General features: G+C 30.0%; 19 protein-coding genes. 17 read left to right on the top strand and 2 right to left on the bottom strand.

The features are described 5' to 3' along the window. Positions 1 to 242: 242 nt before the first annotated feature. The 11 genes from hemA (at position 243) to hemL (ending at position 11,171) form a co-directional block, all read left to right on the top strand. Positions 243 to 1,448: a glutamyl-tRNA reductase gene (hemA, locus tag NNC19_RS01165; protein WP_310936750.1), complete on the top strand. Its 1,206-nt coding sequence runs from the start codon at positions 243 to 245 to the stop codon at positions 1,446 to 1,448. After that, positions 1,406 to 2,059, top strand: a complete 654-nt coding sequence (locus tag NNC19_RS01160) for an NAD(P)-dependent oxidoreductase (RefSeq protein WP_310936749.1) — start codon at positions 1,406 to 1,408, stop codon at positions 2,057 to 2,059. The genes hemA and NNC19_RS01160 overlap by 43 nt, the downstream gene beginning before the upstream one ends. Then, positions 2,060 to 2,734 (top strand): Crp/Fnr family transcriptional regulator, encoded by a 675-nt coding sequence (locus NNC19_RS01155; RefSeq protein ID WP_310936748.1) that lies wholly within the window; start codon positions 2,060 to 2,062, stop codon positions 2,732 to 2,734. 87 nt (positions 2,735 to 2,821) lie between these two features. Further along, positions 2,822 to 3,595, top strand: a complete 774-nt coding sequence (locus NNC19_RS01150; protein ID WP_310936747.1) for a formate/nitrite transporter family protein — start codon at positions 2,822 to 2,824, stop codon at positions 3,593 to 3,595. Positions 3,596 to 3,605: 10 nt separating this feature from the next. Further along, on the top strand, positions 3,606 to 4,613 hold the full coding sequence (gene asrA, locus NNC19_RS01145) for an anaerobic sulfite reductase subunit AsrA (RefSeq protein ID WP_310936746.1): 1,008 nt from the start codon (positions 3,606 to 3,608) through the stop codon (positions 4,611 to 4,613). A 2-nt stretch (positions 4,614 to 4,615) separates the two neighbouring features. Further along, complete coding sequence (asrB, locus tag NNC19_RS01140; RefSeq protein ID WP_310936745.1) at positions 4,616 to 5,407, top strand: anaerobic sulfite reductase subunit AsrB; 792 nt, start codon at positions 4,616 to 4,618, stop codon at positions 5,405 to 5,407. Between the two features lie 12 nt (positions 5,408 to 5,419). Further along, complete coding sequence (gene asrC / locus NNC19_RS01135; RefSeq protein ID WP_310936744.1) at positions 5,420 to 6,382, top strand: sulfite reductase subunit C; 963 nt, start codon at positions 5,420 to 5,422, stop codon at positions 6,380 to 6,382. 167 nt (positions 6,383 to 6,549) lie between these two features. Next, positions 6,550 to 7,428, top strand: a complete 879-nt coding sequence (hemC, locus tag NNC19_RS01130; RefSeq protein ID WP_310936743.1) for a hydroxymethylbilane synthase — start codon at positions 6,550 to 6,552, stop codon at positions 7,426 to 7,428. A 5-nt stretch (positions 7,429 to 7,433) separates the two neighbouring features. Further along, positions 7,434 to 8,912, top strand: coding sequence for a uroporphyrinogen-III C-methyltransferase (gene cobA, locus NNC19_RS01125; protein ID WP_310936742.1), 1,479 nt, complete (start codon positions 7,434 to 7,436; stop codon positions 8,910 to 8,912). Continuing rightward, complete coding sequence (hemB, locus tag NNC19_RS01120) at positions 8,912 to 9,883, top strand: porphobilinogen synthase (protein ID WP_310936741.1); 972 nt, start codon at positions 8,912 to 8,914, stop codon at positions 9,881 to 9,883. Before cobA ends, hemB begins: the two co-directional genes overlap by 1 nt. Positions 9,884 to 9,887: 4 nt before the next feature. Then, positions 9,888 to 11,171 carry a glutamate-1-semialdehyde 2,1-aminomutase gene (gene hemL, locus NNC19_RS01115; protein WP_310936740.1) on the top strand — a complete coding sequence of 428 codons (1,284 nt, stop codon included), beginning with the start codon at positions 9,888 to 9,890 and terminating at the stop codon, positions 11,169 to 11,171. A 142-nt stretch (positions 11,172 to 11,313) separates the two neighbouring features. On the opposite strand, the gene NNC19_RS01110 is transcribed toward hemL, so the two are convergent. Beyond that, a complete protein-coding gene (locus tag NNC19_RS01110) occupies positions 11,314 to 15,054 on the bottom strand; it encodes a glycoside hydrolase (protein ID WP_310936739.1) in 3,741 nt (1,246 codons plus the stop codon). A gap of 447 nt (positions 15,055 to 15,501) precedes the next feature. On the opposite strand from NNC19_RS01110, the gene NNC19_RS01105 reads away from it, so the two are divergent. From NNC19_RS01105 to NNC19_RS01090, 4 genes are all read left to right on the top strand, one after another. Continuing rightward, positions 15,502 to 15,681, top strand: coding sequence for a hypothetical protein (locus NNC19_RS01105; protein WP_310936738.1), 180 nt, complete (start codon positions 15,502 to 15,504; stop codon positions 15,679 to 15,681). Between the two features lie 271 nt (positions 15,682 to 15,952). Beyond that, complete coding sequence (locus NNC19_RS01100) at positions 15,953 to 17,989, top strand: rhamnogalacturonan lyase (protein ID WP_310936737.1); 2,037 nt, start codon at positions 15,953 to 15,955, stop codon at positions 17,987 to 17,989. A 168-nt stretch (positions 17,990 to 18,157) separates the two neighbouring features. Then, positions 18,158 to 18,682, top strand: a complete 525-nt coding sequence (locus NNC19_RS01095; protein ID WP_310936736.1) for a hypothetical protein — start codon at positions 18,158 to 18,160, stop codon at positions 18,680 to 18,682. Between the two features lie 105 nt (positions 18,683 to 18,787). Beyond that, positions 18,788 to 19,336, top strand: coding sequence for a DUF3867 domain-containing protein (locus tag NNC19_RS01090; RefSeq protein WP_310936735.1), 549 nt, complete (start codon positions 18,788 to 18,790; stop codon positions 19,334 to 19,336). A gap of 46 nt (positions 19,337 to 19,382) precedes the next feature. Here the strand turns inward: NNC19_RS01090 and NNC19_RS01085 are convergent, their stop codons facing one another. Next, a complete protein-coding gene (locus tag NNC19_RS01085; RefSeq protein ID WP_310936734.1) occupies positions 19,383 to 20,594 on the bottom strand; it encodes a DUF5050 domain-containing protein in 1,212 nt (403 codons plus the stop codon). Positions 20,595 to 20,742: 148 nt separating this feature from the next. On the opposite strand from NNC19_RS01085, the gene NNC19_RS01080 reads away from it, so the two are divergent. Together NNC19_RS01080 and NNC19_RS01075 are read left to right on the top strand one after the other, a co-directional pair. Further along, a complete protein-coding gene (locus NNC19_RS01080; RefSeq protein ID WP_310936733.1) occupies positions 20,743 to 22,299 on the top strand; it encodes an ABC-F family ATP-binding cassette domain-containing protein in 1,557 nt (518 codons plus the stop codon). An 88-nt stretch (positions 22,300 to 22,387) separates the two neighbouring features. Continuing rightward, positions 22,388 to 22,750 (top strand): ACT domain-containing protein, encoded by a 363-nt coding sequence (locus NNC19_RS01075; protein ID WP_310936759.1) that lies wholly within the window; start codon positions 22,388 to 22,390, stop codon positions 22,748 to 22,750. Positions 22,751 to 22,767: the final 17 nt, after the last annotated feature.

The following is a 22,767-nucleotide window of genomic DNA, read 5'->3' as shown; positions in this document are numbered from 1 at the left end:
CCTATAACTGAAATATTCAATTGAATCTAATAATTATATTAAATCAGAATTATAGAAATTAGTTTTCGTGACTACTCTAAGTTAAATATAGTATTAGCAAAATATAGATTATTATCCATAATAGATAATAGTTAAGCAAATGAATATGAATTATATGTATAAAATACTTGGAATATGATGTTTAAAGGGGTAAAATAACTTATGAATGGATACGCGAAAAAGAAAGATTTGGGAGAGATAATATGATAGCATTAATAGGCATTAAAAGAGATGTTTCCATTAACATAAGAGAAAAACTCACTATAAAGGAAAGTAAAAAGGAATATGTCTTAAAAGAACTATTAAAGGAAGTTAGAGAAATAGTTATAGTAAATACATGCAATAGGACAGAAATTTATTTAAATCATTCATTAGAAAAAGAAGCGGTTTTAAAAGAAGTTTTTAGAATAATCGATTGGGATAGTGAACTTTTGCAGTACATATTTTATCGAGAAGGATTAGATGTTTATAGACATTTGTTTGAAGTTTCTTGTGGATATCATTCTAAAATTATAGGAGAAGATCAAATACTTGGACAAATAAAAGAGTCTCATAATTTTTCAACAAATTTAAATGGGACAAAAGGGGAACTTGGTAGATTATTTCAAGAAGCAGTTACTTGTGGAAAGAGATTTAGAAAGGAAGCTAATCTTTTTGAAATACCTGTATCATCTGTTTCAATTGTAGTAAATAGCCTAATTAAAAGGAAATGTAAAAAAGTGATGGTTATTGGATATGGAGAGATTGGAAGTTTAACTATAAAGTATTTATTAAGTCATAAGATTAATGATATATACCTTGTACTTAGAGATCCTAGAAAGGCAGAAGATGTTGAAAAAGATGGAGTAAAGATACTTACATTTAAGCAAAAGTCAGATTATATAAATGGAATGGATTGTATAATTTCATGTACATCAGCTCCTCATATAGTTATTGGTAAAAATGATATACATGAAGAAGGAAAAAAAATAGTTATTTATGATATGGCAGTTCCAAGAGATGTAGATGAAGAATTAGAAAAGCTTAATAGAGTAGAAATCTTTAATATAGATGAAATAAGTAAAATAGAAGATGAAAATAGAAGCCTAAGAGTGGAAAAGATGAATTCTTTTAGGTTTATTATAGATAAATATATAGAAGAATATGATGAATGGCTTAGACTTAGAAAGTTATCTCCAACTATAAGGAAATTAAAAGAATCAGGTAATATTATAAGTGAAAAAAGAATTGAAACTTTTAAAAATAAAAGTCAAAATCAGGCAAACTTAAATCTTGCAAGTAAACTTATAAAAAGCACATCTGATGCATATGTAAATAGGGCAATAGATATATTAAAGGAAGAGTGTTTAAATGGAGGATCAGAAGAATGTTTAAGGATAATAAAAAAAATATTCTTAGAAGAGAAGTAGATTTTTCTATGGTCTCTCTTTTTTCAAGTAAATTAAGAGTAGGAGTAATAGGGGCTGGTAGAGCTGGATATATAAAAGCTAAGCATTTTTTAGAACAAGGATGTTATGTTGAAGTGTTATGTTTAGAGTCTTATGATAAATTTCAAGAGTTAGATATGTATAAATTAAAGTTAATTAGAGAAAAATATAGTAAAAAGTTTATATTGGATAAACATTTAATAGTTATAGCAATAGATGGGGATGAAGATATAAACATAATTAAAAGTGATTGCGAAAGTTTATATAAAATATACATAAATTCAAAATCTTTTGAGAATGGTATGGGAGCTGTTCCTGTTCAAAAAAATATGAATAATTTTATTATAGGAATTAACACAATAGGTGGAAATCCTAAAGCTTCAGTAATGCTTGGTAAAAAAGCAAAGGAAAATTTAAAAGAATATGATGATTTTATTGGATTTATAACAAAAGTTAGAAGTAAGGTGAAGAAAATGCCTGAAATAAAAAAGGACATTATTGATTTTATAGCATCTGAAGATTTTTTTTTCTTTTTTGAAAAAGGGAAAGAAGAAATAGTTTTAAAATTATTTTATAAGGATATAGGTTTTTAAATGAATAAGGAACTAAGAAAATTAGATATATTTCATGGATTAAAAGAAGAAACAATAGAAAAATTATGTGAAATATGTAACAAAAGGGAATTGAAAAAAGGTGAACAACTTTTTTATGATAAGTATAAAGTTAATACAATATTTATATTGTTAAGTGGCAAGGCAGTACTTTACAAAATAAGTGAGAAAGCTCAAAAGAAAATTATATTTTTATTGGGAAAAGGATGTATGCTAAATGATGTTATTTTAGATGATTTACCAGCCTCAATCAATTGTGAAATATTTGAGGATGCAGAAGTACTATCTTTTCCAAAAGAAAGTTTTATTAAGATTATGGAGAAAGATTTTGAATTAACAAGACAAGTACTAAATTCTTTGTCTAAAAAGGTTAGAAGATTATACAGGCAAATTAAAAATTCTACACCAATAAAAGTTGAAAAAAGAGTAGCAGCAAAACTTTGGAAGTTGGCTAAAGATTATGGAGTTATGAAGGAAAGTGGTGTTGAAATTAATTTAGATATATCAATAACTTATTTGGCAGACATGTTTGGAACCCAAAGAGAAACCATATCAAGAGCTCTAAAGGTTTTACAAGGAGAAGGATTAGTAGAAATACATAGAAAGAGGTTTGTAATAAAAAATTTAGACAACTTAGCTATGTTTTTTAAGCAATAATTATATTAAACTTTGTGAGAATAATCACAGAGTTTTTTTTACATTGTTATTATAATAACAATGTAAACGAAAGAAGGAGTGAATTTGATGTTTGGAGATGAAGTAAAAAAAGTATCAGAATCAGCAAAAGCTAAAATAAGTCTTTTAAACAATAATATAATAGGCTATTTTATAAGTTCGATGCTTGCTGGAATTTACGTTGGAATTGGTATTATGCTTATATTTACTATTGGAGGCTTATTAAGCAGTGGAGGATCACCATTAACAAAAATTATTATGGGAGTATCTTTTGGTATAGCATTAAGTTTAGTTATATTTGCAGGTGCAGAATTATTTACAGGTAATAATTTTGTTATGGCAATTGGAATGCTAGGTAAAACAGTTTCTTTTTTTGATACCTTAAAGGTTTGGATAGTTAGCTTTATTGGAAACCTTTGTGGATCAATATTAATTGGTTATTTATTTTATTCAGCAGGACTTGCAAGTGGTCCAGTAGGAGAATTTATTGCAAAGGCTACAGAAACAAAGATGCATTTAGCAGGAAACCAACTATTTGTTAGAGGAATACTATGTAACCTTTTAGTTTGTTTGGCAACTTGGTGCTCTTTTAAATGCAAAGAAGAATCTTCAAAATTAATTATGATTTTCTGGTGCTTATTTGCATTCATAACTACAGGATTTGAACATAGCGTTGCTAACATGACACTTATGACAATAGGATTACTTTCTCCATTTTCAGCATCAGTGTCAATTTATGGATATGGATATAATCTTCTATTCGTTACTTTAGGAAATATGGTAGGTGGAATAGTATTCTTAGCCATACCATATTACATAATTTCAAGGAATAAGAATAAATAAGAGGTGGATTATGGGATACAAAATTGATTTAAACAATATGAATCTAGTTTTAGATAATTTATCAAAGGAATATGAAATCTATGCCCCAAAAGTATTTAGAGGTGAGGGAAGATTTTCTGATACAGATACAATTAAATATGGAAAGATAGAAAAAATTCAAGAAATAGAATTTAATACGAAATCTGCATTTTCATATAAAGAAGTATTACTTCCTATAACACAAACATTATTTTTCTTTACAGAGGATAAGGTGGAAGAACCAAAGGCAAAAGAAAAGAAAGTGCTTATATTCTTAAGAAGTTGTGATATACATGCATTGAGAAGAATAGATGATATATACTTAAGAAATAAGTTTGTTGACCCATATTACAAAAAAATAAGAGAAAATGCAAAGTTTATTTTAATGGGATGTACACAAAGCTATGAAAATTGTTTTTGTGTAAATATGGAAACAAATAAAACAGATGAATATAATGCATATATTAAAGTTTTAGGCAATGAAGTACTTTTAGATATTAAAGATGAAGAGTTTGAGGATATTATAAAGAATATAGAAACAACTACTGAGGATGTAGTGCCTGATTTTGTAGAAGAAAATGAAGTTAAGGTTAATATTCCAAAAAGTCTAGAACTTTCTGTTATGGATTCAAAGATGTGGGATGAATACTCAGAAAGATGTATAGCTTGTGGTAGATGTAATTTTGTGTGTCCAACATGTACATGCTTTACTACACAAGATATATTCTACAAAGATAACGGTAAAGCAGGAGAAAGAAGAAGAGTTTGGGCGTCATGTCAAGTTGATGGATATACAGATATGGCAGGTGGACATAGTTTTAGAAGGGCAAAAGGCGAAAGAATGAGATATAAGGTCCTTCATAAAGTTTATGATTATAAGAAGAGATGGGGATATCATATGTGCGTTGGATGTGGAAGATGTGATGATATTTGTCCTGAATATATATCTTTCTCAAATTGTATTAATAAATTAGAAAAAGCTATGGATGAGGTGAAATAACTATGCATAATGAATATTTACCATTTGTATCAGAAGTATTAGATGTAATTGAACATACAAAAATAGAATTTACTTTTAGAATGGCATTTAAAGGTGATGTTAAACCAGGACAATTCTTTGAAGTGTCTATACCTAAGTTTGGTGAAGCTCCAATTTCAGTAAGTGGAATAGGTGAAGATTATGTTGACCTTACAATTAGAAAAGTTGGTAAGGTTACGGATGAAATATTTACCAAGTACAAAGGAGATAAGCTATTTTTAAGAGGTCCATATGGAAATGGCTTTGATATAGAAAATTATAAAGGAAAAGAAGTTGTAATAGTTGCTGGAGGTACAGGGCTATCACCGGTTAAAGGTATAGTTGATTATTTTTCAAACAATATTGAAGATGCTAAAAAAGTAACTGTTATTTCAGGATTTAAATCACCTAATGATATTCTATTTAAAAATGATATAGAAACTTGGAAGAAGAATTTGAATTTCATACTTACAGTTGATGGAGCCGAAGAAGGGTATACAGGTAATGTTGGACTTGTAACTAAATATGTAAGTGAACTTAAGTTTGATAATATAAATGATGTAGAGGTAATAGTTGTAGGACCTCCTATGATGATGAAATTTACTGTACAAGAATTTTTAAAACTTGGATTAGAAGAAAAACAAATCTGGATTTCACAAGAAAGAAAAATGTGTTGTGGTGTTGGTAAGTGTGGACACTGTAGAATAGATGATACATATATTTGCTTAGATGGACCAGTATTTAATTACTCAAAGGGTAAATTATTAAGGGATTAGGAGGAGCGAAGTATGGATATTAATACTAAAAAGTTAAAAAAGAATGCTTTTAGAATAACAAAACATAGAGGGATAACAGCTTCAAGAGTAAGAGTTCCAGGTGGACATTTAAAGGCAGAATACCTTGGGTTAATTCAAGAAATAGCTGATAAGTATGGTAATGGAACAGTTCATATGACTACAAGACAAGGTTTTGAGATACCAGGAATTAAGTTTGGTGATATGGATGCAGTAAATGAATTACTTCAACCAATAATAGCTGGATTAGACATAAATCAAGAAGTTCCAGGTAAAGGATATACAGCTGCAGGAACAAGAAACGTGGCAGCTTGTATAGGTAACAATGTTTGCCCTTATGCAAATTATAATACAACTAATTTTGCGAAGAGAATAGAAAAGGAAATATTCCCTAATGATCTTCACTTTAAGATAGCATTGACTGGTTGTCCAAATGATTGTATTAAGGCTAGAAATCATGATTTTGGTATTTTGGGAATGACTCTACCAGAATATGATAGAGATAGATGTGTTGCATGTGGAGCTTGTGTAAAAGCATGTAAGAAGAAATCTACAGCTGCTTTACATATGGAAAACTACAAAGTTGAGAGAGATCACGATAAATGTATTGGGTGTGGAGAATGTGTAATGAACTGCCCAACAGGTGCATGGACTAGAAGTAAGGAAAAATATTATAGATTAGTTATAATGGGAAGATCAGGTAAGAAAAATCCAAGACTTGCTGAAGATTTTATAGTATGGGTTGATGAAGATAGTATAGTTAAGATTATAAAAAATACTTATAGTTATGTTGAGCAATATATTGATAAAGATGCACCAGGTGGAAAAGAGCATATAGGTTATATTGTTGATAGGACTGGATTTATGGAATTTAAGAAATGGGTTCTTCAAGGAGTAACTCTTTCTGATAAGGCTAAATTAAAAGAAAATATATATTGGAGCGGAGTAAGATATTAAAATCCTACTTTAGATAGTCTTAGATTCATTACTTAAACTTTAGTAATAAATCTAAGACTATTTTTCATAGCCTTGAGAAAAAATATAATTTGTTGGACTAGATTTGACATAGAATATAAAATAGAATATGAGGGAAAATATACGTATTGATTACGAGGTGATGGAAAATGGAGCTAATTATAGCTACTAGAAAGAGTAAACTTGCACAAGTGCAGGCAGATAGGGTTATAGAATTATTAAAAAATAAAGAACATATAGATGCTAAAAAGTTATTAATGGTTACAGAAGGTGATAGAAGACTTGACGTAACATTAGATAAAATAGGTGGTAAGGGACTATTTACCAAAAATATAGAAGCAGCTCTAATTGAAGAAAAAGCCCATGGAGCAGTTCATAGCATGAAAGATGTACCGTTTGATTTAGAAGAAGAATTTGAACTTATAGCAATGCCAGAGAGAGAAGATGTTAGAGATGCTTTTATTTCAAGAGAAGGTATAAACTTTAAAGATTTAAAAAGTGGAGCTAAAATAGGAACCAGTAGCATAAGAAGAGGAAGATTTCTTAAGGAAATAAGAAGTGATATAGAGATAGTCCCAATAAGAGGAAATGTTCAAACAAGATTAGAAAAGATGAATCAAGAAGAGTTAGATGGTATAATTTTAGCAGCAGCTGGTTTAAAAAGATTAAACTTAGAACATATTATTACAGATTATTTTGACCCAACCATTTTCTTGCCAGCTATAGGACAAGGAGCCCTTGGTGTTGAATGTTTAAAGAGTAGTAAGGTTAAAGAGTATTTTAAGAGATTGGATTCTATAGAAACAAGAATAGCAGTTGAAGCAGAAAGAAGTTTTATGAAAGCTTTAAATGGAGATTGTCATAGTTTAATAGGGGCTTATACTAAACTTGAAGGTTCAGACATATATATGATAGGTGCTTATGAAGTTAATAATAAGATAGTAAAAAAAGATATAAGAGGTAAAATAGAGGATAGAATAGAGCTTGGGAAAAATTTAGCTCAAAGAATATTAGAAGATGGTAGGTAATTATAATGAGTAAAGTATATATTATAGGAACTGGCCCTGGAGATGAAGAATTATTAACCTTAAAGGCAGTAAAAGCATTAGAAAAATGTACAGCTGTTCTTTATGATAGATTAATATCAAATAATGTATTAAACTATTTAAATGAAGGCTGTGAAATATATTATTGTGGAAAAGAGCCAGGAGAACATTATAAAACGCAAGAAGAAATAAATGAAATGATAGTAGCTTTAGCTAAAAAAGGACATATAGTTGGTCGTATTAAGGGGGGAGACCCTTATGTTTTTGGTAGAGGTGGAGAAGAGGTGTTAGCACTTCAAGATGAGAATATTGATTTTGAAGTTATATCAGGGATTCCTTCGCCAATATCTGTTTTAAATTATGCAGGTATTCCTATAACACATAGAGGAAAAGCGCAAAGTTTCCATGTTGTAACTGGTATGTCTGCAAGTGTTCTTAATGTTAATTTTGAAGCTTTGGCAAAGGAAAATGGAACACTAGTATTTATGATGGGATTAAATAATCTTCATGAAATAGTAGAGAAACTAGTAGAACATGGAAAAGATAAAACAACACCAGCAGCAGTTATAATGAGAGGGACTTCATCAAAGCAGAAGAAGGTAGTTGGAACTCTTCAAGATATAGAAGAAAAAGTTATAGAAGCTGAGTTAAAATCTCCATGTATAATAGTAGTTGGGGAAGTGGTTACACTCAATAAAGATTTAGCTTGGTATGAAAAGAAGATTTTACATGGATGGAATATCTGCACAACTAGATCCCGTGAACAATCTTCAAATCTAAAGGAAAAGTTAACTGAACTGGGAGCGGAAGTTACTGAAATAAACTCTATTAAGATAGAAAGTACATCTCATAATTTAAATCCATATTTAGAAAGATTAGAAGAATACGATCATCTATTATTTACATCAGTAAATGGAGTTAATATATTCTTTGATCATTTATACAAACATAATGTTGATATAAGAAAAATAAGAGCAAAGGTTTCAGTAGTGGGAAAAGCAACCAAAAAGGCTTTAGAGAAAAGAGGAATTATACCATTTAAAATGGCAAGAGAATTTGTAGGAGAAGGTCTTGTAAGAGTATTGAAATCTAGTATTAAAAAGGGTGAGAAAGTTTTAATTCCATGTTCATCAAAGAGTAGAAATTATTTAAGTGATGAATTAATAAGTTTAGGGTTAAATGTAGATAGAGTAAATATTTATGATACTGTAGCAGGAAGAATTTTAAATAGAAATAGCTTTAAAGAGGTTGATATAATTTTGTTTACAAGCCCTAGTACAGTCAATAATATGATAGAAATGATAGGTCTTGAGAAGATTAAAGAAAAAAGAATCATAGCAATTGGACCAAAAACTTTAAATGCATTAAAAGATAAAGGATTAGAAGGCCATATGTGCAGAAAGCATTCTGAAGAGGGGTTCTTAGAGGAGATAACAGAATTAATAAAAGAAGGTGTAAAATTTTAATGATTAATAGAGGAAGAAGACTTAGAGCAAATGAAAGTATTAGAAGCTTAGTAAGAGAAACAGAACTTTCAGTAAAGGATTTTATACTGCCAATGTTCGTGGTAGAGGGAGAAAATATTAAAAGAGAAATTTCTTCAATGCCAGGATGTTTTCACTATTCTTTAGATAGATTAGAAGAAATTATAAAGGAAGTTAAAGATGCAGGTGTTTTAGGTGTTTTATTATTTGGAATACCAGAGAAAAAGGATGCTTGTGGTTCAGAAAGTTTTAATGATGAAGGTATAGTTCAAAAGGCAGTAAGAAAGATAAAGGAAATGGATAGTTCTATTTATGTAATAACTGATGTATGTATGTGTGAATATACTGACCATGGACATTGTGGTATTTTACATGGCGAGTATGTTGATAATGATAAAACATTAGAATATTTAGGAAAAATTTCAGTATCCCATGCAAAAGCAGGTGCAGATATGATTTCACCTTCAGATATGATGGATGGAAGAATAGGGTATATTAGAGATGCTTTAGATGAAGCCGGATTTATTAATGTCCCTATAATGAGTTATTCAGCTAAATATTGTTCAGCATTTTATGGGCCATTTAGAGAAGCTGCTGATTCTGCTCCAAAGTTTGGTGATAGGAAGACATATCAAATGGATCCAGCCAATAGGTTAGAAGCTTTAAGAGAAGTAAAAATGGACATAAATGAAGGTGCTGATATAATTATGGTTAAACCAGCTTTGTCTTATCTTGATATAATAAGGGAAGTAAGGGATAATACGGATGTTCCAGTAGCTGCATATAGCGTAAGTGGAGAATATTCTATGATTAAGGCAGCAGCTCAGGCTGGTTTCATTGATGAAGAGAGAGTTGTTATGGAAATGCTTACTTCGATAAAGAGATCAGGGGCAAAGGTTATAATAACATATCATGCAATTTATGCAGCTAATATTTTAAGTAAAAGAGGATAAAAAAATGTCAAATGAAAAGATTTTTAATGAAAGTAAAAGATTTATGCCAGGTGGAGTTAATAGTCCAGTAAGGGCCTATAAGGGGTTGGGAATAAATCCTCCTATAATAAAGTCTGGAAAAGGTGCTGTAATAGTAGATGAGGATGGTAAGGAGTATATAGATTTTGTACTTGCTTGGGGACCATTGATATTAGGACATTGTAATGATAAAGTGGTAGGAGCTATTAAAGATACTTCAGAAAAGGCTTTAGCTTTTGGAGCGCCTACAAATTTAGAATTAGAAATGAGTAAATTTATATGTGAAAATATGCCTGTTGTAGAGATGGTTAGGATGGTTAACTCAGGTACAGAAGCAACCATGAGTGCAATAAAATTAGCTAGAGGATACACAAAAAGAGATAAGATAGTGAAATTTGCAGGATGTTATCATGGTCATTTTGATGGCTTTTTAGTAGAAGCAGGCTCTGGAGTTTTAACAGAAGGAATACCAGGTTCTCAAGGAGTTCCAGAAGATAGTGTGAAAAATACTCTAATAGGAATATATAATGCTGAAAAGCAAGTTGCTAATCTTTTTAAGAAATATGGTAATGAAATTGCAGCCGTTATTATAGAACCTGTAGCAGGCAATATGGGAGTAATTAAAGCTAAAAATGAATTTATGCAAGTTTTAAGAACTCTATGTAACAGATATGGTGCTTTACTAATATTTGATGAAGTTATGTCAGGTTTTAGAGTTTCCTTTAAAGGAGCTCAAAGTTTATTTAATGTGTCACCAGATTTAGTTACATATGCAAAGATTATGGGAGGTGGACTGCCTTCAGGTGCTTATGGTGGAAAGAGAGAAATAATGGAAAATCTTTCACCAAAGGGTGGAGTATATCAAGCTGGAACTATGTCAGGAAATCCAATAGTTATGTCAGCAGGACTTGCCACTTTAAATGAATTACATGATCACCCAGAATATTATAACCATATTGAATCAGTAGGAAGAAAGCTTGAAGATGGATTGTATAAGGTTAGTGAAAAATATAATTTACCAATATGTATAAATAGAGTTGGCGGAATGATGACTTTATTCTTTAGTGAGGAAAAAGTAGATTCTTATGATAAGGTTAAAAAGTGTAACATAGAAAGATTTAATAGATATTTTATACACATGCTTAATAGTGGAATTAACTTGCCACCATCACAATTTGAATCATTCTTCTTATCAACTGCACATAATATAACTCATGTATATAAGTTTGTTAAAGCTTTTGAGGAATTTGCAAAGAAAGAAATCAATTAATTACAGTATAAAAAAGATAAGCTGGAAATACACCTTAAGATTAGGTGATTCCAGCTTTAATTAAATTCAAAGGTAAGTTTTAACTGGAAAATTTTACTTGAATTTGTGTAAAGAATATATAATTTTTACTTTCTATAAATATCTACCTTGGGAAAAAAATCATATATTCAGCATCTTTGGTTAATATATTTTTTATATCCCTTGGTATATTTTGGCTAAAGGGATTGATATTCAGATGTATGATAAAATATGACATATATTTTGAAGCTTTATCTGGACTACCTTTATCCAACTGATGTTTAGCTTGCGCGAGATCACCTGTTAATTGGAGAACTATAGGGCCTGTTACTTCTTTTGATTTTATATAATGGTCAAGCAAATTACTTATAGAATCTATGCTTGTCACTACATTAAAGGAGACTGTCTTTTTAAGTTTATTTCCTGCAACATCTACAGCAGTAATGGTAGCCTTATGTTTCCCAAGTTTTCCTGCAAGATTTATACTTATGGGTGAATTGGCATTTGAATCAATAACATAATCTTTATTATCAATTTTAATCTTTGCAGATTGCAAACCTGATAATTCATCCCATGATTTAAATGTTAATGGAATATAGTCTTCAAAGGTACCATTATCTTCAAGGGTATTTCCATTGATAGATAGATTAAATGTTGGAGGTGTATTATCAACAGTTAATTCTATAAAACTTTCTTTGTTCACTCCATTTAAAGTTACAGAAACTTTAATTTTTGCAGAGCCTTCTGAAAGGGCAGTTACTATTCCTTTATCATTAATTGTAGCGACTTTTTGATTATCGCTAGAATATTCAATTAATGCTTGACTCAAATCAGCTTTTGATTCATCAGTCATAGTGCCTTGAATGTTAAGTTTTGATGTAGAATCTTTCTTTAGTATTGTTCTGTCTGCATTTAAGGTTATATTCTTAAGTTGTGGCAATACAGTTACATTACATTGTGCAGTTTTGTTTCCATCAACAGAGGTTGCTGTTATTGTAGCAGTTCCAAATTTAATTCCTGTGACTAGTCCATTTTGATTTACAGTTACAATATTTTCATCACTTGAGGTCCAAACTATCATTTTATTTTGAGCATTTTCAGGAGATATAGATGCTGATAAGGTTTCACTATTTCCTGTTTGAATATTTAATGTATTTGTATTAAGTGTAATATCAGAAACAGGGATATAATTTTCTACATTAATCCAAGAAATCATAGGATGATCACAGTTGTCATCAGAGCCAACAGCTTTGATACTTAATATTCCATCTGTTACGTTTGCTTCATATGATTTTGAAGTTTTCTTATTTCCAGGAATAAAATTGGAATCTCGTGTAGCTCCATTGATAATTATGTCTTCTTTTCTATTTGAACTATTCCAAGGATCGTAGAATCCCATAGTTATAAAGTATCTACCATTTGGCACTTCAAATTTATATTCAAGTCCTTTTCCTTTACCATATCCATCATATTGTCTAAGGCATCCATAATTACTGCCAATACTAGCTTCATTATCTTGTGACCAGGTTTTATTATCATCAGCAATATATCCCCAATGATAACCTGTAACAGGATCACGTCCATATGACTGATCTTCTGAGCTGTTCCTTGTTCCTAGTTTCTCCCCATTTTCTAGAGATAGAGGATTGTTGTCACCAGCATTAATATAATATAAGAGGTTAGGGTTATCTGGTGGAATTGGAGTTTCTGATAATTCATTTGAGCTTGCAGTTTCACCTTTATCAGTAACTGCACTTACAGTTACGTAATATTTCTTACTATTTTCTAAACCTGTGATGTTATAAATAGTATCTGTTACATTATTTATGATATTAGTATAATTTCCACTACTATCACCATATTTAATATTATAAGAGGAAGCACCATCTACTGGTGAAAATACAACAGTTAGTCTTCCATCTCCAGGATTTAAGGAAGTAAGGGATGGGGGAATAGAAATTTCATCACCTTTTGCTCCTTCATAAGAAACAACTCTGTCAGCAGTTAGAAAGCAATTACTTGAATTTGAATTTTTAGTGCCTGTTGCTCTAACTTTTATAGTATGATTACCACTTGTCAGAACTGGACTTGTGTAAAGCAGTGAGTTATCTTGCCGATTAGCAGAATACATATCAACTAATGTCTCTGGTTTGTCATCGATAGATATAGCAGCTATTCCAGAGTCATTGGCTTTTGCACCATAAATCTTTATTTGGTTACCTGTGAAATTTACTTTGTAGTAATCATCCTTTGTATTTGTATAATGAATATCATTACTATATGCACCAGCTTGTCCGCTATAATAAGTCCAAGTGGTTGAATTACCATAATCAAATTGATTATTTCCATTACCTTTTACATTATCATTAGAAGTTGTTCCAATTGCATCTGAATAATTAACATTGGAAATAACATATGTTATCATTGATTTTGAAGGTAATGTATCATTTAGGTAGTTATTTGATAGGTTAAAATTTGAAACATTTTCAAGACTATCTGTAGATGTTGTTCTGTAAGCTTTTATACTAGAAGAATTTAAGTCAAATTTAGATAAATCAAAAGAAAAATTGGAATCACTTGATAAAGTATTTCTTGAAACTAAAACAAGATTTTTTGATTCTGAATCATAGGCTGCTACTACATTAGAATTATTAGAATCTATAATCTTGTAACCAGGCTTTATAAATTTACTGAAGTGAGCCATTGCATAATATTGTTTAGTTAGATAATATTTTTCTACATTATCACCAGACCAATGTGCATGTATAAGTCCCCAGTTGGAATTTCCAGCTACATCTTTATCTTCATCGTCAACAACTTGCCATATTTCCCAAGCTGGTACTTTCATATCTCTCATGTCCTTAAAAATATAATCAGCAAGAGCTAGTCCGCTATCCATGTTATCATGACCATGTGTTCCAGAGCCTGTGCAAATCTCATCCATATATAAAGGCTTATTTAGAGTTGCTGCAAGATCTCTAAGCTCAGCACGGTTACTTCCACTATATTCATGTGTATTAATTTGACCTATACATGATTTAGTTTCATCATTAAAAGAATTTAATGTTTCAACTGACCAATCAATACTGCTTTCATCTGAGGCAGAAATCTTTGTTTCTGTTAAGCTTTTAGACTGAAGTGAGTTGTATACTTTATTTATAAGCTCAGATTCTTTTATTCTGTCAAAGTTGCATCCTTCTTGAGTTCCATTTGATTTCCACCATCCACCTATTGGCTCATTTAAAGGATTAGCAGTATTGAAGGTTATACCCCAACTTTCTTTAAAGTGTTTGATTACTTCAGTGAAATAATTAGCAAAAGCATCATACTTATCATCTTTAAGATTGTTTCCACCATTTTTTTCACCAGAGGCACAACCACTATTTGTCATCCAATAAGGTGGCGAATTTGAAAAAGCTTCAGCAATAAAATTACTTGAAGGTATTCTTTGTTTTGCCTGCTGAAGAACCCAACGCTGACCTGCATCTGCATTCCAATCCCAAACTCCTTCAGATGGTTCATAGCCTTCTATTTCACCACCTGGGCGCATGTGGTTGTGATTAGGATTTTCTCCACCACCTATGTTGTATCGTACAATATTAAGGCCTAAACCTTTATCTTTATCAAAGGTTAAATCCATAAGTTTATCTTTTGCACTAGTTGACCATTTTCCTACTAAGTCTCCCCACCATGCCAGTGAAGTACCCCATCCTTTTATTGTTTGATATTGAAGAGATGGATTTATAGTGACTGCATTTACTGAACTAGCCTTTGTAGTTAGACTTACATCATGAAAATATAAGATGCTAGTAATAATAAGTGTGGAACTTAGAGTTAGTGATAAAATTCTTTTAAATTTTCTCATTTAAAATCCCCCCATAAAATTAATAGATATTTATTAAAAAATAATATTTATGACTTTGCAATCTTCATAGACAGAATTCAGAAAACGGTTTCAAAAGATGACTTGAAGGTTTAATAAAAAATATAATTTCTATTTCACATTATTCAAAAATAATACATTTATATAATAATATGGTAACAGTTAGACAGATATATTGTCAATATGAATAGAAGATATGAAATAATAGAATACTATTATATTAAAGCTCTTAGTATTGGTAGGTTGTGGACATTTTGAAAGGGTATGTTATTTAGGAAAAGTAAGAGAAAATAGCATAAAATAAGACTAATAGATCTTGAATTTTCAATATATATAATTGAAGTGAAAATGAGGTGTTTATGTGATTAAGACAAGTAGAAATCCTGATGTTTATCATGGGAAAGATGGAAAGACAAGTTTTTTTGAAGGGTGGTACTTTGGCCAGATAATGTTATAAATCCAGGAAGTATGGGGTTCTACAATTATTTAGATTTTATGGAGTGTTATAGTCAAGTTTGTGCTGTTGATGGTTATATAAGGGGAAAACTTTATATTAATGAAGAGGAAATTGATTTTACTGGAGGAAAGGTTTATGTTGAGAAAAACTAAAGTAGGAATATCATTTTTAATGATAGATGTTTTTCTATTGGCATTGAGTTTTCTGAGGATTATAAAAATTTAATGAATAAAATTACAAGAAAATAATTGACATTTATTAAAATACATACTAATATTATATGTAAAATATTGTGGTTCATAAATTTGAATATTAATTTTATGGTTGACTAGAGAAACTAGAGGCTAAAATTAATCTTTTTTGATTAATTTTAGCCTTTTTTATATTAAATTTTAATGGTTAGTGAAAAGAGAGGGTTAAATTATGGTTACAAAAAAGAGCAAAAAATTATTAAGTATTACACTGTCATTAGTTATGATGATAATATTTTTTAATCAAAAAATTGTTTTAGCTTCAGATGAATTGTTTGCTAGTAAAAATAATTTTAATAGTGTTGCAAGGGAGTCAGAGAAACTTTATAAGAATCATACTCCTATATTGCGTCAAATGGAAAATCTTGATAGAGCTCCAATAGCTATGACTGCACAAGATAAGGGAGTATATATTAGTTGGCGTCTTTTAGGGACAGATCCAGAGAAGACAACTTTTAATATATATAGGAATGGTAAAAAAATAAACAAAAATCCTATTAAGGGAGCAACAAATTACTTAGATGAAAAAGGGTCAAAGGAAGATGTGTATAAGATTGAAACTATAATTGATGAAAAGATAGCAGAAAAAACAAAGGAATTTAGTGTTTTAGAGAATAAATATTTAAGAATTCCAGTTGGGAAAATAGATGGTTATGCTTTAAATGAAACTTCTGTTGGTGATTTAGATGGGGATGGAGAATATGAATTTATACTTTTACGATTGCCAATAAAATATGGACCAGAAGATTATCCAACTACAAAGTTATTTCCAATTTTTGAAGCACATAAAATGGATGGTACATTATTGTGGAGAATAAATATGGGTCCTAATTTTCCTAATAATACAGATATAAATTTTTCAGTATATGATTTAGATAATGATGGAAAAGCAGAGTTTGTTGTAAAAACATCAGAAGGAACTGTAGATGGTACTGGAGTAGCAATTGGAGATACTGATAATGATGGAAAAACAGATTATAGAGATAGTTTTGTATATAATACTAAAAGGCAATACATTACACAAGGGCCTGAATTCTTATCTGTATTTGAAGGAACAACAGGTAAGGAACTTGCAAGAACTGATTACATAGCTAGAGGAGAGCTAAAACAATGGGGAGGAAATACTGATCTTGAATCTGTACATCGTGCTAGTCAAGCTTTGATTACTCCAGCATATTTAGATGGTAAGCACGCTAGTATAGTAATGACAAGAGGTTGTTGGACATTAAATAAACTTGAAGCTCTTGACTATAAGGATGGTAAGTTTACAAAACGCTGGAGCTTTGATAGCCTTGACAATCCAGATTACTATGATCAAGGAAATCACAACCTTTCAGTAGCAGATATTGACTATGATGGTAAGGATGAAATTGTGTGGGGATCCGCTGCTTATGATGATAATGGTAAAGGAATGTATACAGGATATTTTCATGGAGATGCTATGCAATTAGGTAAGTTTATACCTGATTATCCTAATGTTTTTGAGGTAGCTTCTGTACATGAAAATGTTGTGGCTGAAGGCTTACAATTAAGAGATGCAAGAACTGGAGTATCAAGTTTTGGTGCTCCAAATACAAAGGATGCAGGACGTGGGTTGGTTGCAGATATTGACCCAAGATATGATGGGCCTACACTATGGGGAGCTGGTGGAACTGGTTACTTCGTATATGATAAAGGTAAATGGCAGCCTTGGAGTGGACCAGAATTATCAATGAACTTTAGCATATGGTGGGACGGAGATTTATTAAGAGAATTATCAGATAATACATCAGTAACAAAATTTAATTGGAGAGCCAACAGTGTTGATACATTATTAACAGCTACAGGTTGTCATTCTTTAAATGGTACTAAGGCAACACCTTCGCTACAAGCAGATATATTAGGAGACTGGAGAGAGGAATATATTCTTCCTACTGATGAGGAGGATGCTCTAAATGTATATACAACTAATATTCCAACAAATTATAGAATATATACTTTAATGCATGATCCAGTATATAGATTAGGAGTTGCTTGGCAGAACAACCACTATGCCCAACCGCCACAAGCAGGTTTTTTTCTAGCTCATCAAACAAAAAATATTCCTATTCCTGAAATTTTTATATTAAAGGATAAGAAGAAGTATACCAATCCAGATCTTAAGAACAAATCAGTAAATAAAGCTAAATATCCTATTTTGACAGTGCCAAGGGTAACTGGAAAGGAATAATTTTATTAAAATTTGAATTTAGAAATATCCTATATGTTAGAGTGGTCTTCATATAGGATATTTTATTTACATAGTTCTTCAAAAGTAAATATTGCCACAAAAGGATAAAATATATATAATTAAGTTTAAAAGGGTAAATGGTTTCAGTAGGATATAATGGAGGTTAATATGAATCAAGTTGTAATAAGTAATTTGTTATTAATTTTTTCTTTTTTACTACTTATAGTAAATTATATAGCATCGTCTATGGCAATATTTAAGATTGCTAAATTAGAATATGTAGATAATCCATGGTTTGCATGGGTTCCAGTACTTAATGATTATTTAATAATTAAACTTGGAAAAGGATCTATATGGTTTATGATATTAGCAGTAATAAGTTTAGTTCTAGGGGGACCAGTTCTAAGTTTAAATCAAAGAGCTATAAAAACATTGGCATTAATCATAACAGCTGCTTGGGTAATATACAAATTGTTTTTATATACCAGAATATGTGATAGATATGAAATTAGTATATTAATATTTGTTGTTGGATTTTTAGGGCAACTTATAGGTCAATTGGTTATTTTTGCAGTAATAGTTACAATTGTAGGACATATTCTATTATATAGAAGTGCGTCTAATTGGATAAAAGAGAAAACAATCATTGAATCAAAGGTTATTTTTACAAAAAATAAAAAGAAGAAAAAATAATATTTATGTAAGAAAACTTTAATAATTGAGATTTGATATTCTCAACTATTTTTGTAGTTTGTTAGGGAGATTTGATATATAATATAGAAAAAGGAGAGTGATTGTATGGACGATAGAATTATAGATTTTAATGAGCTTAAGAACAAAGCAAAGGAAAAAGATGTAGATAAACTTGAAGACTACATGTACTCTTTATACTATGAAATGGCAGAAGGTAAAATCACTATGGCTGAGTTTACTAAAAATATATATAAATATATGGAAGAAAATAATATATCTCAGGATAAATTTTTAAATATTCAAAAGAAGCTTATGGAGAGATATGGGTTTGACTCTTCTATGATAGATGAACAGCTAAAAAAAGCTGGAGTAAATATAAATGTAAGCTATGAAAGTGTAAAGAAAACAATGGGCTTTCAAGAAAAGTATAAAGATGGATTGGTAAACAAATCAGGATTTGTTTACAAAATAAAGAATGATAAAAATGATGTTGAAATAATTATGGAAGAAGAGGATGTAATTATCCAAAGTGAAGGAAAGATAGACCTTGGAGATTTAGAACTAAGTGATTTGTTATGTTCTTATAAGAAAGTTAGAGGAGAAAAATCACTATCTATAAGGTTGTGTGAAAATGTTAAAAAATATGAATATTAAAAATAGGCTGGAATAATGAATAGATGTATTATTCCAGCCTTAATTATTAATCAGTAAGAGTTATGGATTCTATTGCATCATTAGAATTATTTTTGTAAGAAAGCTTTCCATTTGAAATTTGTAAATCTGTAGAATAAGTTTTGTTAACCAGTTGATCTCCAGTTCCATCGGTTTTTATTTTAAATATATACCCTGCATAGGAATAGTTACTATAATAAACCCAATTCTTATATACAACAGGATAAAGAGCATGGTTTTTAGTTAGTTGAGTATGACCACTGCCATCTAAATTAATTTTATTTAAGCTTGAATTACTTGAATCAGTGTAATAAAAAACACCATTTGCATTAGAAACATAAGTCATATTTGAAAAATAACTAAATTTATCATTAGTACATGCTGGATAATCTGTAGTAGTCCATTTATGGCTTTTCTTTTGAATAGCAGTATCACTTAAATTGAAATATGTATAATTAGTTTTATTTTTTTGATCTGGAACAGGGTCATCCCATGTAACATCAACATGATATTTTATACCATCAATAGTCACTATATTCCAAGCATGATTCATGGATGAACTTGATATTACAATACTATCGATGTTAACCTTATTTAATAAATATTTAAAGGTTACAGAGTATCCTTGACATACAGCAGTATTTTTTAGGAGTGTTCCATAGATATTATATGATTCAGCAGGAATTGTGTTGTTATTGTAATTAGTAACATCATAGCTTGTGTTTAATACAAGATAGTCATGTAATGCTAATTCTTTTTGAAGAGGGGACATTCCTTCTTTAATTACAGAATTTAAAATTTCATTAGTTTTAGAAGTTATTTGAGCTACTTGTGTTTTGATTTTTTCTTTTGTATCAGAATAAGCTAGTTTTAAGACTCCATTTGTATAATATAAGGTACCTGAATAAGAAAAATAGAAAATTTCAGGATGGTCATTAAGAACTTTGCCCATAATTCTAAAAGTATCATTAGAATTAGGTATTTTTGAAAGGTTGTTTAGATAAGCTGTATCTTCTAAATTTATCATTGCACGATAAATTGCATTATAAACTGCTTCTTCGCTATAATTTAATTTTTCTGTTGAAGAAGTGGCTGAGTATAAAATTGGCATTTGGGGGACATTACTAGATATAGCTTGTCCATCACTCGTGTAAGAAAAAGCAGTTGTAGATAAATTTGAAGAAATTAGTGAAGCTAACGATAAAATTACAATTTTTCTTTTTAAAGTATTTTTAATCATAATTTGACTCCTTTTAGTTTTTTGTTTATTATATCAGCAAATGGAACAAATTAAAAGAAAAGAGTTTTGAAATTTTTAGTTTATTTTAGTGAAAAATCATTTATAATAGAGAAGTATTTATTTTTTAGACGAATTGTAGGAGGATTATATGAGCGTATTACAAGTTAAGGATATGAACCATGGCTTTGGAGATAGAGCAATTTTTGAGGATGTTTCTTTCAGATTATTAAAAGGAGAACATGTAGGACTTATTGGAGCTAATGGGGAAGGTAAGTCTACATTTATGAATATAGTTACAGGAAAGTTAATGCCAGATGAAGGCAAAGTAATTTGGTCAAATAATGTTAGAGTAGGATATATGGATCAACATGCTGCCCTTCAAAAAGGAGAAAGTATAAGAGATGCTTTAAGAGATGCTTTTAGATATCTTTTTGATATGGAAACAGAAATGAATGGTCTTTATGAAAAAATGGGAGACTGTACTCCAGAAGAACTTGAAAAAATGCTAGAGAGAACAGCTGTTATTCAAGATCTTTTAGATAACAATGGATTTTATGTTATAGATGCAAAGGTAGAAGAAGTAGCAAAGGGTCTTGGATTATTAGATTTAGGACTTGATAAAGATGTAGATGATTTATCAGGAGGACAAAGAACTAAAATTCTTTTAGGAAAACTTTTACTTGAAAATCCAGACATACTTTTATTGGATGAGCCTACTAATTATTTAGATGAAGAACACATAGAATGGTTAAAGAGATATTTACAAAGCTATGAAAATGCATTTATATTAATATCTCATGATATTCCATTTGTAAATTTAGTAGTTAATTTAATATATCATGTTGAAGAAAGAAAGCTTACAAGATATGTAGGAGACTATGATGAATTTAGAAGAATATATGAAGAAAACAAGAAGAGGTTAGAAGCAGCATATGAAAAGCAGCAAAAAGAAATAGCAAAACTTGAAGATTTTGTTGCTAGAAATAAAGCAAATGTTGCAACTTCAAATATGGCGAAATCAAGACAAAAGAAACTTGATAAGATGGAAGTAATAGAACTTTCAAAGGATAAGCCAAAGCCAGAGTTTAATTTTAAAGCTGCAAGGGCTGCTGGTAAAGTTATATTTGAAACTAAGGATTTAGTAATAGGATATGATAGTCCATTAACAAAACCTTTAAATCTTTATATGGAAAGAGGACAAAAGATAGCTTTAGTTGGAGCAAATGGTCTAGGAAAATCAACTCTTTTAAAAAGTCTTTTAGGAATAGTTAAGCCTTTAAGTGGAGAAGTTGAAAAAGGAGACTATCAACATATAGGATATTTTGAACAAGAGGATAGAAGTGGAAATACAAATACTTGTATTGAAGAAGTATGGAGTGAATTCCCAGGATATACTCAATATCAAATAAGAGCAGCACTTGCTAAATGTGGACTTACAACTAAACAGTTAGAATCTAAGATAATGGTTTTATCAGGAGGAGAAGCTGCTAAGGTTAGATTATGTAAGATCATAAATAATGAAACTAACATATTAATCCTAGACGAGCCTACTAACCATTTAGATCAAGATGCTAAGGATGAACTAAAGAGAGCATTGAAGGAATATAAGGGATCTATTTTAATTGTATCCCATGAGTCAGAGTTTTATAGAGATGTAGTTACAGATATTTGGAACTGTGAGGATTGGACTCTGAAAATAATATAAAATTGATTTGAGCATTTTAGTATGCTAAAATCAATTTATAAATTAAAACTTATGAATAATTATTTAGTTTTCTAGGGTTCCGCAGTTTATAAAAGAAAAATATGGAGTTTGTAGATTAAATAAAACTGAGCTAATTCCTCAATGGGCAGAAAAGGGTGATTTTTTCTCTATAACGAGAACATCAGATGAGTTATCAATAGTTTGCTCTGAAGATAATATTCCTAGTGGTATAAAATGTGAAAAGGATTGGAGAGTTTTAAAGATTGAAGGGACATTGGATTTCTCCTTAATTGGAATTCTTGCTTCAATTAGTACAATACTAGCACAAAAGGGTATAAGTATATTTGCTATTTCTACTTATGATACAGATTATATTCTTATTAAGAATGAGGATACTGATAAGGCTATAAACTCACTTATTAATGAAGGATATGAAATTATAAAATTCTAATATAGACCTAGTGCAAA

It is taken from the genome of Clostridium sp. SHJSY1 (genome assembly GCF_031626875.1).
Taxonomy (GTDB): domain Bacteria; phylum Bacillota; class Clostridia; order Clostridiales; family Clostridiaceae; genus Clostridium.
This window is presented reverse-complemented; position numbering and strand designations above follow the sequence as displayed.